The sequence below is a fragment of the Rhodopirellula sp. UBA1907 genome (assembly GCF_002337565.1).
Lineage (GTDB): Bacteria > Planctomycetota > Planctomycetia > Pirellulales > Pirellulaceae > Rhodopirellula > Rhodopirellula europaea.
This window is the reverse complement of sequence record NZ_DDGH01000055.1, coordinates 48,927-62,985: the sequence shown is the minus strand read 5'-3', so window position 1 is coordinate 62,985 and position 14,059 is coordinate 48,927. Positions and strand designations below refer to the sequence as shown.

The window sequence follows — 14,059 nt, the reverse complement described above, 5'->3', positions numbered from 1 at the left end:
ATTGAACCACCCAGCCAACGGCCAATGCGAAAAGGCTACCAGCCTTCCATCCGATTCGCCGCCGACTGATGTGCATGCTCATCAACCCTGTCGCATCAACGCATGGACTTCTCGAGTTCCTTGGCGTACTCCTCTTCGCTCATTTCGCCGCCGGGTACATCGGTCGATGTTTCACTGGAATCAGGTGCAACAACAGTTCCACCGGAATCATCACAACCGGTCACCCCTCCAAGGAGTAGGCAACTGGAAAAGAGCAAAGCCAATGTTTTTTTCATCGTATCTACCTAATTTTAGTAGTTTGAATTCGGTCGGTTGAAAGTGAATCTATTCTCGTCGAGCTAAGACAAATCCAGCCAAGATGTTCAACCGTGACTGGATAAAGCCGGCACCACACAAACAAGTGTGCGAGGTGCCGGCCGACAACTCAGAACTCGGAAACCGTTTCTTTGGCAGCCTTGCTACCCAACGCTCCCCAGACACCATACGGACTGGCTGAACCCGGCCGATTGGTAGAGCTGATCATGGGCGCGTTTTGGTTTCCAGCTTCAATTGAATCTGTGATGAACTTCACAGCCCCGTCGCCCATCAAAATATGGCAACCACCTTGGTGATGACTGCTGGGTGAGAAGTTGCCAGGATGATCGGCCCAGTGGCCGATGCAAAGCTCGCTGTTGGGCGGCCGCACGGTGAACACTCCAGAGATAGACAAACGAAAAGCAGATGCCCAGCTCATACCTCTTCCGTTCGTTTCACCGTTGACGATTCGAGCTGGAGGGGTGCAGTTTGTCCCACCGGTTGGGCACCAAAACTGAGGTCGCTCAGGGTCAATTTCGTTAGACGCCACACAATGCAATGGGTTGTTGGTAACGTCAGCATCAGCGCCACCATCATCCCAAGAGAGCGATCCATTGATTGCGTTGTCACCGAGGTTGGAAACGATCTCCCCCATCGCAATCGTGTTGGACAATCCATCCAAGACATCACGAAACTTGAAGGATGAGTAGGGCGCAAAATAGCCGCGGTGCGCTGCTTTCGCTCGGACGACGTTTCCGGTGTTTGTGCTAGGTATGAACAACCTCAAGTCGTAATGTTGTTGCATCTGGATTTGGGGTGAGTCGCCCAGACACGGCCCGTAGTTGGTTCGGCCACGACCCGGCAAACCCTGTCCCGGATCGCTGGGACAACGCAACATGGCAATTTCGGTTTGCCAAGGAATGTAGCCTGGATCCGTCGAATAAGCTTTTGGGCTTGGTCCCATCGCCGGCCAGAAGCCGAGTGGCGCTGGGGGTGCAGCTCCAGTTACCGTCTCATAGCTGCGGTTGGAGATTTGCTCCCACAGCCCCTGCTGCTCAAAATAAGGCGTCAGCGCGACCATCACACTCAAGCTTTTTCGGTTGGCTGTGTTGGTTCCACGCCACCAGTCCGATGGAGTCTCAAGGCCAGGCCCAGTTCCGCCACCATGAGGTGGCAACTGGTTGAATGCAGAGTGATAGTTGTGAATCGCAAGCCCGAGCTGCTTGAAATTGTTGCTGCAACTCATGCGTCGCGCTGCTTCGCGAGCCGCCTGAACCGCCGGCAACAACAAACCAACCAAGACCCCAATGATGGCGATCACCACCAATAACTCCACCAGCGTGAACGCCCGTCTCAATGAATCTCTTCTGTGCCCAATCATCGTTCTCTCGTTTCTTTCTTGCGAAATGAATTCGAAAAGACGGGGGGTGGATATCTCCACCCCCCGTGCAAACGTATAGAGATACTAAGGGTGCAAGACGAGCGTTTTCAAGCAATTTCTGAGTTGATCAGAGTGAAAAATGAGAACTATTGTCAATTGACAGAGTGGCTGCTGGACTCTCAATCAAACGATTGCGGCTTCTGATCTTCCCTTAAGGGTTCTCCATTCGATATTTCCCTCGCGGTGGACAACCCTGTTACAAACAAGGGAAAGTCCACCTGTTTGACCACTGGTGAACTGCCGTACGGAGGGTTTCTACGAAGGCATGCACTGACTTGAAGCGTGCCGGACCCACCAAAAAACAACCGCCCGGGCATTCTGCACGGGCGGTTGTCGACGATCGATCATTGATGAATGACTTCCATCATTCCTTCGGTTGCGTGACGCCTGGCCAGTCGTCCGTTCGGAACGGAGTCATCGGCAGACCTTCTTTGCTCTGCACGTTGCAGACTGGATTGTCGGCCCAGGCATATCGCACGGCGACTGGATTCGAGACCGACTCGGCTGACACTTCGATGGTGTCCTTGCTCACAATCTTTGCTTTGGCATGAACAAACTTTTGGTCTTCGCCAGCGATGGTGAATCCAATCAGCTGGGGAACATCAAACGTGTCCAAGCCACCACCGACGTGATCGAACTTGACGATTGCTTTGTTGTCCTCGAACTTCACATCGCGATAGGTTGGGCTGCGGTAAGGAATGTCGTAGCCATAGTCCTTGGCAAGCGCCCATCGAGCCAATCGTTTGGCCACGTCTTGTTTGTTCTTCGGGTGAATGTCAGCCGATTCGCCCAAGTTCAAAATCACGGCTTCACCGGTGTTTGGCAATCGCGACATCGTCATCGTTTGAGCTTCGCGAAGTTCTGCCCAACTGCTGTCGGTAGGCTCGTCGACTTCTGATCGAAAGTCGGCCAGTTGTACCCAGTAGAACGGGAAGTCGCCTTGGCCCCACTTGTCTCGCCAAGTTTGAATCATCAACGGGAACAAATCGCGATACTCGTAAGCTCGACCCGCGTTTGACTCGCCCTGATACCAAATCGAGCCGCGAATCGTGTAGCCAATCGTCGGCAGCAAAACACCGTTGTAAATATTGGCGGGACGATGGTTGCCGGCCGAATCATCACGTGGTCGCCGAGGTGCGTTGCCCTTCCGACCATCGGCTACCCACTTACGATGCTTTTCCTCCCACGATTTGACCATCGCATCGAAGTCGTAATTGACCATGCGTTTGTCCCAACCGGACAGCATCGATTCGTACTTGCCGTCGGCTTCCAAAACATCGCGAGGAATCCAAGCTTCCGCGGCGGATCCGCCCCAAGCGTTGTCAATCAAGCCAACGGGCACGTCCAACGTTTGATGAAGTTGTCGACCGAAGAAGTATCCAACGGCGGAGAAGTCCTTGACGGTATCGGGAGTGGCGGCCGTCCATTTGCCTTTGAAGTCGCGTTGGGGTTCTTGCGTGCCAACTTGTGGAACCGAGATCAGACGGATCTCGGGGTAATCGGCTGAGAGTGATTCCAGATCGGCATCGTTGGCACTTTGCACCGCCCAAGCCATGTTGGATTGTCCGGAGCAAATCCAGACTTCGCCGACCAAAACATCGGTGAACGTCTTTGTTTCATCGGCTTTAACAGTCAGGTCGTAAGGTCCGCCCGCGGGAAGAGAGGGAACCGAGATGTCGAATCGGCCTTCGTCGTTGGCTTTTCCTTTCGCTGATCGATCACCCAGTTGAACGCTGACTTCTTGACCGGGTTGGGTCCAACCCCAGATGTGCACGGGCTCGTTTCGTTGCACAACCATCGAGTCGCCAAAGATCGCTGGCATCATCAATTCGGCTTGTGCGGTCGAGCCCATCGGACCCGTTAAACAGCTCGCGATTGCGGCTCCGGCAAGCAATAACCGGGTGGAAAGGGACACTTTCATGGTGAAGGTTTCTCCGAGGTAGGAAGGGAAGGTGGGATCGTCTGCAGCAGCATAATCGCTTCCCCACCACGGTTGGGCGTGGGACCGATTTCACAAAAACTCGAAATTTCCGAGTAAAACGAAGCGTGCTCCCTACATCACTACGTGGAGACCCAACGGTTTGACTCGTTCGTGCAAGGCATTTGAAGACCTGCTTCAGCAGGCCCAACGTCCTGTGCTTGGTTATTTGATCAGGCTCACCGGATCGGTCCACGCTGCGCAGGACGTGCTGCAATCAGCGAACGTCACCGCGATGGAAAAGCAAAACGCGTTTGAAGAAGGAACCAACTTCGTTGCCTGGTTGAGTCAGATTGCCATCAACCATCATCGAAATCAGATCCGCAAACTTGCCACATCATCATCCGTGTTGCTCATCGACGAACGTCTGCACGAGATCATCGAACGACGTCATCGCGAGCGGATGGAACAACATCGACGCGAAAGCAATTGGCAACGACTGAATCACTGCTTGCAACAATTGCCCGATCATCAGCGCGAATTGGTCGAGCATTTTTACTTGGAGGGCAAGACGCTGAACGACTTAGCCGAAACGACCGGGCGGAAAGCCAATGCGATCGGGCAAGCCCTTCACCGGGCTCGTCAGAGATTGATCCGCTGCGTTCAACAATGCGGTGACCACTCGGAAGCTGACGTTCTCTCCGATCCTCCCATTTCTCACCAAACGGCGGAAATCCAATGAGTTCCCGGGAACCAATCGATCAACTGCTTGCTGCCCACTTGGCGAATGAACTGACAGACGATCAAGCCATCGAGTTGCGTGAGCATTTGGCATCAGACACGGAAGCCTTGGATCACTACCTCGATCTTTGCGAACTGGATGAAGCCTTGGTTTCACGGCAACCCTCAACCAAACCATTGGTGAATTTGCCGGACACAACATCCACCTCCGCTATGCACTCGTTTCTTGGTTGGAGTGTCGCCGCGTGCGCGCTGGTGATTGGCAATTTGATTTGGTTACAGACCTGGCCCACATCGGGTCGTTCTGGCTTGGCGATGGTCGACGAAACTGCAACCTCGTCGACTCAGGTCGATCAAGCAACGACACAAACTGCCAACAGTCCCGATCCGGCACGCTCACCGAATCGACGTCCGCCGAATCCATGGAAAGTCATCAACTCCTCCGGTTCGATGAACCATCCGGCGTTGACCGTGGCATCGATTCCCGAGATTGACTCCGCCAGCGATCGCAAGCTGAAGTTCAATCGTGACATTCGTCCGATCCTTTCGGAAACCTGCTTCCATTGTCATGGACCAGACGAACATGGACGCCGTGCTGACTTGAGGCTCGACACTCTGGAAGGTGCGACGACGGATCTTGGTGGTTACCAACCGATTGTGCCTGGCAACGTGGAAGACAGCGAGGCTTGGCAGCGCATCATCAGTGACGATCCGGACATGTTGATGCCGCCACCGGAATCACATCTCGCTTTGACGCAGGAGCAAAAGACGCTGCTGAAGCGTTGGATCGAAGAAGGTGCCGCCTATGAAGGCCACTGGGCATTCATCTCGCCGACGATGTCGGAAGTTCCAACGGTTGATTTTACCGAGGAACAATCCGAAAAGAGCTGGGCACGCAATGACATCGATTTTTTCGTGGCTCAACGTTTGGCCGAGGCCAATCTGGCGCCCTCCCCAGAAGCCGATCCAAGAACGCTGATCCGTCGACTGAGCTTTGACTTAACCGGTTTGCCGCCGACGCCCGAAGAAGTCAACGCATTCGTCCGCGACTACCAACAGCACGGCGAGTCCGCCTATCAAGAAACGATCACCCGGTTATTGAGCTCGCCACATCATGGCGAACGAATGGCCCTTCCTTGGCTCGATCAAGCTCGCTATGCCGACACCAACGGCTATTCGATTGATGGCGGTCGTCACATGTGGTTGTGGCGTGACTGGGTAATCCAGGCCTACAACGACAACATGCCATTCGATCAGTTTCTGACGGAACAACTCGCGGGCGATTTGCTGCCCAATCCAACCGAGTCACAACTGATCGCGACGGGTTTCAATCGCAACCACATGATCACGCACGAAGGCGGCACGATCCCGGAGGAAAACCTCACCAACTATGTCGCGGATCGGGTGAAAACAACCAGTGAGGTCTTCCTGGGTTTGACGATGGGTTGTGCCCAATGCCATGACCACAAATACGACCCCATCTCGCAACGTGAATACTATCAGTTCTTCGCGTTTTTCAATGAACTACAAGACAACGGATTGGACGGAAATTCGGGTCGCAATGCGGCTCCAAATGTCATGGCCAAAACGGTGCTGCAAACTGACGAGTTGCCGCAACTCGAATCAGAACTGGAGCAGCTACGTGCGCAACTGGCGGAAACCACGGAAGGTTTGGAAGCGTGGTTGAAATCGCAACGACAGGAAGAAGCATCACGCGGTGACCAGTTTCGGTATGTGCCGATCGAACTGCTGGATGTTTCCTCGCCGAACCTTCGCGGTGCGATGGAATTTGATGCAAACGGCACGGTGAAGCTTGCACAACCCAGCGGCGGATTGAGTGGGATGAGTCACTCGCTGCGGTTGTCGGCGGATGAGCTGACCGATGGATCACCGATCACCGGCCTTCGTGTCTCCTTTCACCCGCGACTCGGTCCAGCCAAACCCGCACAAGAAACAAACAAAGAAAACGCGGCGGAGCCAAGTGAACCACCGATGGTCCTCACGCCCTTTGACGAGGGGGTCCCCAAGGTCACCACCGTGTTGATCTCGGCAACGGAACAACCGGCGGATCAAGTTGATTACCACCGTCAGCTCTCATTCCACAAAGTCACCGCGAGCACTCAAGCTGAAGGACACGCGGCGGAATCAATCTGGGACGAAAGCAATGAACGTTGGTGGCAACCTGCCAGCGGCCAATCAGAACAACATCTCACAGTGACTTTCGATCAACCGATCGATCCTCAAACGACACCGTATCTGAGCGTGCTGTTGGTCTTTGGCCAAGGGAAATCACTTCCGTACGAATGGCAAATCCAACCGTTCGCTGGCAATGACACCGACAGTCGCTGGAGTGATTCGATGGTCGATGCCATTCAAACTTCGTCCGACGAATGGAACGACACCACACGACAAACGGTCCTCGAAAAGTTTCGTCAAACGAGCGATCAGCTCCAACCGTTGCGAACCCGGATCAGCAACCTCGAAGAACGTCGTGATGTGCTGACCGGAACTTTCTCGACCATGGTGATGAACACCGCCAAGAAACCTCGCGAAACGTTTGTGCTCGACCGAGGCCAATACGATTCGCCCACGGATCGGGTCACTCCAACGACACCCAGGGTGCTACCTGGACTTGCCGATGAAAATGACAAAGCGGACCGATTGGACTTGGCTCGTTGGCTGACAAGTCCCGATCACCCACTCACCTCTCGCGTCGCGGTCAATCGTATTTGGTCGTTGTTCTTTGGTACCGGGTTGGTCGCCACATCAGCGGACTTTGGTTCGCAAGGCGAGTACCCCAGTCACCCGGAATTGCTGGACTATCTCGCGACACGCTTCGTTGAGATCGACTGGAACCAACAACAGTTGATTCGCGAAATGGTTAGCAGCGCGACCTATCGTCAGCAATCTTCTGCCACACCGGAACAGATCGAACTCGACCCCAAGAATCGTTTGCTCGCACGTGGTCCGCGGTTCCGTTTGCCGGCCGAGTTCATTCGCGACCAAGCTCTCGCGGTCAGCGATTTGTTGGTGCCTCGCGTGGGCGGCCCAAGTTTGCAGCCGTATCAACCGCCGGCACTTTGGAAAGAAGTCAGCCACTTCGGCAGCACGCCAGCGACAAAACAAGTCTTTGTGCAAGATCACGGTGAGAAGCTGTATCGACGCAGCCTCTACACCATCGTGAAACGGACCAGTCCTCATCCGGCGATGGCAGCCTTCGATGCACCCAGTCGTGAACTTTGCACGATGGATCGTGGAGCGACGAACACGCCCATCCAAGCCTTGGTGACTCTGAACGATCCCCAGTTCGCCGAAGCCGCTCGCGCTTTGGCCGAACGCTTATTGATCGAATCCGCGTCAAACGAAAAGTTCGTTTCGGATGCCAATCGAATCGATGAGGCTTTCACAGTCGTCGTTGGTCGAATCCCCAACGACGAAGAACGTGACGCCGTTTTGTCGTTGTTGCAGACCGAACGAGAACGCTTTGCCGAGTCACCCGAAGATGCCCTGGCCGCCGTCTCGGTTGGCGAATCACCACGTTCGGCAACCTTGGACCCCGTCGAGCACGCGGCATGGATGCAAGTCGCAACGCTGCTGCTGAATTTGAGCGAGACGCTGACCCGGCTTTGATCGAGTCAACCAACGTTCACGCCGTCATCCATCAACCGTCCACCACATCGAAACGCATCTTCTCATGAACCAATCATTGATTCACGAACTCGGATTGCGACAATCGCAAATGATGACTCGCCGATCGCTGTTTGGCAGCTCGGCGGCGGGTCTCGGTGCGATGGCACTCGGAAAGCTTCTGGCGGCTGAGGCCAATCCCAATGCGGCTGCATCAGCGGACCAAAGCCCATCAAGTCTGGTATCGGGATTGCCACACTTTGCCCCAAAAGCCAAACGGGTCATTTACCTGTTTCAATCCGGCGGTCCAAGTCATATCGATCTGTTCGATCACAAAGACGAACTGGAACAACTCCACGGAACCGACTTGCCTGATTCCGTTCGCGGCGGGCAACGACTGACCGGGATGACATCTCGACAGAGTCAGTTTCCCGTCGTCAAACCATTGTGGGGTGGCAAACGTTGTGGCCAGCACGGGACTTGGGTTGGCAATTTGTTGCCGCACCTGCAAGAGATCACCGACGACATCTCGATCGTGCGTTCGATGTGGACCGAAGCGATCAACCACGATCCCGCGGTGACCTACATCAACACCGGATCACAGCAAATGGGACACGCGTCGATGGGAGCGTGGCTGAGTTACGGGTTGGGATCTGAGAATGAAGACTTCCCCGCCTACATGGTGTTGCTCAGCCAAGGCAGCGGAAAGAACCCCGGCCAACCCCTATTTTCGCGGTTGTGGGGCAGCGGCTATCTGCCGTCCAGCCATCAAGGTGTGATGCTTCGTCCCGGTGCGAACCCGGTGCTCTATCTCAAGAACCCGAATGGCGTTTCGCGAGACTCACGCCGACAACTCTTGGACACGCTTGGACGAATGAACGAAATGCATTCGGAAGCCACGGGCGATCCGGAAACACTGGCCCGCATCGAGGCCTATGAAATGGCTTACCGCATGCAGACGTCGGTGCCTGAACTGACCGATGTATCCGACGAACCGGAATCCACTTTTGAACTCTATGGCGAAGACGCACGGCGTCCCGGTTCATACGCCGCGAATTGTTTGCTGGCTCGACGCATGGCCGAACGCGGCGTGCGTTTCATTCAACTGTTCCATCGTGGATGGGATCAACACATCTCGATTCGAAACCAGTTGCCACGTCAATGCAAAGACGTCGATCAAGCCTCGGCGGCCTTGGTTCAAGACCTCAAGCGATTGGGCATGCTGGATGACACACTGGTGATATGGGGTGGCGAATTTGGTCGCACCGTCTACAGCCAAGGCCAGCTCGAAAACCCAAGTTCAGGTCGTGACCACCATGGTCGTTGCTTCACGACTTGGATGGCCGGCGGCGGCGTGAAATCCGGTTTCGACTATGGAACGACGGATGAGTTTTCGTACAACATCGTTGAAAACCCAGTCCACATTCGCGACCTCAATGCAACTGTGCTGAACCTACTAGGAATCGATCACGAACGGTTCACGTTCAAATTCCGAGGCCTCAGTCAACGGCTCACCGGAGTGGAAGAAGCTCACGTCATTCGGGATCTCATCGCGTGAGATCGCTGGCCAAATGATCTAGCGATACATCGTCCGGATCGTCTGATCGCGGCATTTCAACCGATGCGGCGAGCAACACCAGCAACCACAACAGGGTCGACGCGAACGGGAACGTTTCAAACGCGGTGTCTTCGAACAAACCCGAGACACAAATGTAGGCCGCGATTCCACGGAACAATGGATCGGCAACCGTCACCGCGTGATACACCGTCCATGCGATGAGTGCGGCAACGCAGATACCAGCCAAAATGCCCGCCGAAAACATCGCATGCAGCAACAAATTGTGCGTGTGATGCGAGAAGTCTTCCAGCAACAACGGGGCGCTATTCAGGCCCCATCCGGTCAGCGGTCGTTGAGCGATGTAGCGGATCGCCTCCGCCCAAATCTCCGTTCGTCCAGTTGCCGACGTCAGTTCCTCCACATCGCCAGTCTTGGTACCAACAGCGACCGCTCGGCTACCGACATCGGAACCTTCCGACAACAACCCAACCGTCAGCACCAACAAACAAATCCCCATCACAACGCACAAACCAATTGCCACTCCACGACGATTGGCTAGCCGATCAATCATCACGGCCAACACGGATGCTGCGCAAGAAACCACCGCGGTCCGACTCATGGATTCAAACATCGTCGCGACTGAGATCACAAAAACGAACCCCATCATCGCAATCATGCTGGGAGTGAGCGGACGGTGTCTTGTTCGCCAAAGTCCCAAGCAAACCAGAATCGCCAATGCACCAATGCGTCCGAGCGAGTTGGGGTGCGCCGTGCTGCCCATGCGCTCGATGATGAGAGACTGCCCCAGTTCTTCTTGATAGACCGCTGTCTCGCCTCCGCCGAGATACAGACACCATGCCGCGATCAGATGCAGCACCAATCCGAGCAGCACGCACTGAAGCGTTTGTCGTAGCGTCAAGAACTGCAACGTCACCGCGATGAAGACGATGTACACGCAACTGATCATCGCGGCAGCGCGAGAGACGGTTGCGGCGGGACCAAACGCCACCGCACTGGTCACGACAAAGACGCCACCCAGAGCCACCAAAATCCAACCCGGGAATTTCATCAGACGTTGGCGAACAGCCGGACAAAGGATCCAACCCAACAAAGCAACTGAACCCACCGCGGCGGACAACAACAACTTCAAGGCCACCTCCATCGTCAAACCAGCGCCCGCGGAACCAGCCGGAGTCGAGTCGGATTGATCCAGAGGATTCAGTGCCACTGCAAGGGTCAACAGCAGCGGACACGCCAGCGCGAACAATCCTTCCAAAGCACCGCGTTGTGGATCCGGTGATGGCATCGGTTCGTCAATTTGTTCGTCAAAGTCTTGGTCGACGGGTTCTTCCAAGAGCGACGTTCCGGCCGGGGGGGACATGAACTCACTCTAGTTCGCCAGTGGACAATTGCCATGATCGTGTGACGACAGAAACAGACTCCGTTCGTCTGAATGCCCTGAAATGAGGCGACATTGCGGACGCCGATTGCCGTGTCGCAATCTGTTTCTCTACAATCCGGCCATGACCTCGACATCTTCCGAACCGAATGAATCGCAGTGCGCGGTCTACCTGAAGGCTCTTGGCGACCCTTTGCGTTTGCAAATCGTACGAGCTTTGCAATCCGGTCCGCTGAGCGTTTCGGATCTCGCGATTTTGGTCGAACAGGAAATCGGCACCGTCTCCCATCACTTGCGAGTCCTCTTTCACGCCGATTTGGTGCAAACCGAGCGGGAAGGGAAATTCATCTATTACTCGCTGAAGGAAGGCATGCTTCCCAGTCGCGGAAAAGCAAAGCAGTCCGCGTTGAATTTGGGATGCTGCAAACTCGACATGGGTCCGATGAACCCTTCGTGAGGAGCCCCAGCGGCCAGCGGCTCAACCGACGAGCGACGTGGCAGCTGATTGACTGACGTTCTGACGATCGTCAGAATGTCCGAGTCGCAAAATCGTCCCTACCGGCGTTCCGTCGTGGTTCCTGTTCATCTTCAACCGTTGAGACTCACAATGCCCCAGCCCATTGAATTCATCATGATCGGAGGTTTCTTGGGAGCCGGCAAAACCACGCTCATCGCACGACTAGCCAAACAACTGCAAGCCGAAGGCAAACACGTTTGCATCGTGACCAATGATCAAGCCGCTGGTTTGGTCGACACGCAGTTGCTTAAGAGCCAAGGATTGGAAGTCAACGAAGTTGCCGGATCATGTTTCTGCTGCAACTTCGACGGATTGACCGACGCGATGGAAGAGTTCGAAAACCGACAACGCCCCGATGTTGTTCTCGCAGAGCCGGTTGGAAGCTGCACGGACCTGATTGCGACCATCGCGGTTCCGATGATGGAACGTCTTGGCGAAAAGTTTGTGCATCGTCCCTATGCCGTGGTTTTAAAACCCAATCATGGAAAGAAGATTCTGTCGGGTATTGGCGGAGGATTTTCCGAGAAAGCCGAATACATCTTTCGCAAGCAACTTGAAGAGTCTGAGATCATCCTGCTCAACCGCATCGATGAATTGTCCGACGAAGACGTTCAAGCACTCACGGAACAATTGAACGAGCAGTACCCAGGTCGGAAAGTCATCCCGTTGTCTGCCAAAACCGGCGAGAACTTGGATGTCTTGTATGAAGCATTTCAAGGCAATGCGGCACATCGCGAATCGATGATGGAAGTTGATTACGACGTGTACGCCGATGGCGAAGCCGAACTTGGTTGGCTCAATGCGACGGTGAACTTCAACAGCAAGCACGCGTTTGCACTCGATGAACTCAGCGTGGGATTGGTCGATGAACTGCGACAACGTTTGCTGTCACTGGGTGCCGAACCAGGACACTTGAAAGTGCTCTGCAGTGCCAACGCAACCGATGACGAACCGGTCAGCGTTGCCAACTTGATCGACAGCGATTCACAAACTGTTTTGTCGATTGCTGCTGGCACAAACACTCCAACCGCAAAAGCGATCATCAACGCTCGAGTTCGCTTGGCGCCGGAATCGTTGACTCAAGAGGTTGAGCAAGTCATTGAATTGCTGGCTGCTCGACTGAACGCTGACACTGATACGACCCAACTGGACAGCTTCCGTCCCGGTCGTCCGGAACCGACCTATCGCAGCGTGTAGGTAACTTCGATCAGGACGAAATCAACCATCTACAAATTGGGATTTTGGTTCTGATGCTGCTCGATCACCCGCCGCGCGATTGCCAGCGATGCCGTCGCCGCGGGGCTGGGTGCGTTCAACACGTGAGTGACATTGGGCATCGATCGGAACAAAAAGTCATCGACCAATTCGCCGTTGGCCCGCACGGCTTGAGCCCGCACACCGGCTCGAGCGGGGATCAAGTCCGAGGCACGCAGTTCAGGGATAAGCTTCTGAAGTGCCGTGACAAAGGCGGACTTTCGTAGCGAACGATTCATTTCGCCGAGGCCTTTCCGCCAATGCTTCTGGATCAACCGACGAAAGCCGCTGTACCCCAACGTTCGTTGCAAATATCGAACATCGATGTCACGCCATTGGTAACCTTCTCGGGCGAGAGCCAGCACCGCATTGGGACCACACTCGACGTTTCGAGTGAAGTGCACACCAAGGAATGGGAACGCGGGATCCGGAACCGGGTAGATCAAGTTGCGACACAAACCGCGTCGTTCAGGCCGCAGCTCATAGTATTCGCCCCGAAATGGAATGATTCGAACTTCCTCAGACAATGATTCTGTATCTGAACGGGAGGCATCGGATTCACTTTGCCGAACCAGCGTGTCGCTGTGCAGCCCCGCGCACACAATCGCCGATCGGGCTCGGATATCAAACTTCCCGCTTGATTGATTGTGATCAACACCAGCCATACGAACGCCGGAGTCATCCGCGTCCAAACGTTGGACCTGGAAACCCAATTGGACGCTGCCACCCATCTCTTCGATGCAATGCCGATAAGCATCGCAAACCGACCGGTAATCCACGATACCCGTTTCGGGGACCACGATCGCATCAACACCCGCAACAGAAGGCTCGAGTTGTCGTAATTGGTCGGTTGTGATCCGTCGAAATTCCACTCCGTTGAGGTCCGCTCGCTCGATGATTCGTTCCAACGAACTCAGCTCGCTAGGATCCGTTGCGACGACGACTTTTCCGCATTTTTCCCAGCGAATCCCGTGTTTTTCGCAGAATGCTTCGAGTTTGGTTTTGCCCTCCCGGCACAACAAAGCTTTCTCACTTCCGGGCTGATAGTAGATCCCTGAATGGATGACACCCGAGTTGTGCCCGCTCTGGTGTTGGCCGACCCGAGCCTCCGTTTCCAGCACCGTCACACGACTCCCGGGACGGGTTTGCAACCAGGTCATCGCGGTGGCAAGGCCGACGATTCCCCCACCAATGACGGCCAAATCGTGGGCGGGGCTGAACGAGGGTTTCATAAAATTTGCGAAAGACTCCCACCCAAGCTCACTTTGAAACCTAGATTTAGAGTATCGGGTGGGGCCGCATGCACGGGC

The 14,059-nt window shown here is 54.8% G+C and carries 10 protein-coding genes; 5 read left to right on the top strand and 5 right to left on the bottom strand.

All coding sequences use genetic code 11. The features are described from left to right. Positions 1 to 95: 95 nt before the first annotated feature. The 3 genes from B2R17_RS12015 to B2R17_RS12005 form a co-directional block, all read right to left on the bottom strand. Positions 96 to 275 carry a hypothetical protein gene (locus tag B2R17_RS12015; protein WP_286764171.1) on the bottom strand — a complete coding sequence of 60 codons (180 nt, stop codon included), beginning with the start codon at positions 273 to 275 and terminating at the stop codon, positions 96 to 98. Between the two features lie 149 nt (positions 276 to 424). After that, positions 425 to 1,675, bottom strand: coding sequence for a DUF1559 domain-containing protein (locus tag B2R17_RS12010; protein ID WP_286764170.1), 1,251 nt, complete (start codon positions 1,673 to 1,675; stop codon positions 425 to 427). A gap of 424 nt (positions 1,676 to 2,099) precedes the next feature. Then, positions 2,100 to 3,629: a sialate O-acetylesterase gene (locus B2R17_RS12005; RefSeq protein WP_339886589.1), complete on the bottom strand. Its 1,530-nt coding sequence runs from the start codon at positions 3,627 to 3,629 to the stop codon at positions 2,100 to 2,102. A gap of 187 nt (positions 3,630 to 3,816) precedes the next feature. Between B2R17_RS12005 and B2R17_RS12000 the strand changes: the two genes are divergently transcribed. The 3 genes from B2R17_RS12000 to B2R17_RS11990 all read left to right on the top strand — a co-directional run bounded on the left by B2R17_RS12000 (position 3,817) and on the right by B2R17_RS11990 (position 9,579). Beyond that, a complete protein-coding gene (locus B2R17_RS12000; RefSeq protein ID WP_008668579.1) occupies positions 3,817 to 4,395 on the top strand; it encodes a sigma-70 family RNA polymerase sigma factor in 579 nt (192 codons plus the stop codon). Then, positions 4,392 to 8,024 carry a PSD1 and planctomycete cytochrome C domain-containing protein gene (locus B2R17_RS11995; protein ID WP_286764168.1) on the top strand — a complete coding sequence of 1,211 codons (3,633 nt, stop codon included), beginning with the start codon at positions 4,392 to 4,394 and terminating at the stop codon, positions 8,022 to 8,024. Before B2R17_RS12000 ends, B2R17_RS11995 begins: the two co-directional genes overlap by 4 nt. 64 nt (positions 8,025 to 8,088) lie before the next feature. Further along, positions 8,089 to 9,579, top strand: a complete 1,491-nt coding sequence (locus B2R17_RS11990; RefSeq protein ID WP_286764167.1) for a DUF1501 domain-containing protein — start codon at positions 8,089 to 8,091, stop codon at positions 9,577 to 9,579. Here the strand turns inward: B2R17_RS11990 and B2R17_RS11985 are convergent. After that, positions 9,569 to 10,960, bottom strand: coding sequence for an O-antigen ligase family protein (locus B2R17_RS11985; RefSeq protein ID WP_286764166.1), 1,392 nt, complete (start codon positions 10,958 to 10,960; stop codon positions 9,569 to 9,571). The genes B2R17_RS11990 and B2R17_RS11985 overlap by 11 nt on opposite strands. Positions 10,961 to 11,102: 142 nt before the next feature. On the opposite strand from B2R17_RS11985, the gene B2R17_RS11980 reads away from it, so the two are divergent. Both B2R17_RS11980 and B2R17_RS11975 read left to right on the top strand, forming a co-directional pair. Then, complete coding sequence (locus tag B2R17_RS11980) at positions 11,103 to 11,435, top strand: ArsR/SmtB family transcription factor (protein ID WP_008657710.1); 333 nt, start codon at positions 11,103 to 11,105, stop codon at positions 11,433 to 11,435. A 150-nt stretch (positions 11,436 to 11,585) separates the two neighbouring features. Beyond that, entirely contained in the window at positions 11,586 to 12,692 is a 1,107-nt protein-coding gene (locus tag B2R17_RS11975; RefSeq protein WP_286764165.1) for a GTP-binding protein, read from the top strand. Between the two features lie 29 nt (positions 12,693 to 12,721). Here B2R17_RS11975 and lhgO read toward each other — a convergent pair whose 3' ends face one another. Next, a complete protein-coding gene (lhgO, locus tag B2R17_RS11970) occupies positions 12,722 to 13,981 on the bottom strand; it encodes an L-2-hydroxyglutarate oxidase (RefSeq protein ID WP_286764164.1) in 1,260 nt (419 codons plus the stop codon). Positions 13,982 to 14,059 lie beyond the last annotated feature (78 nt).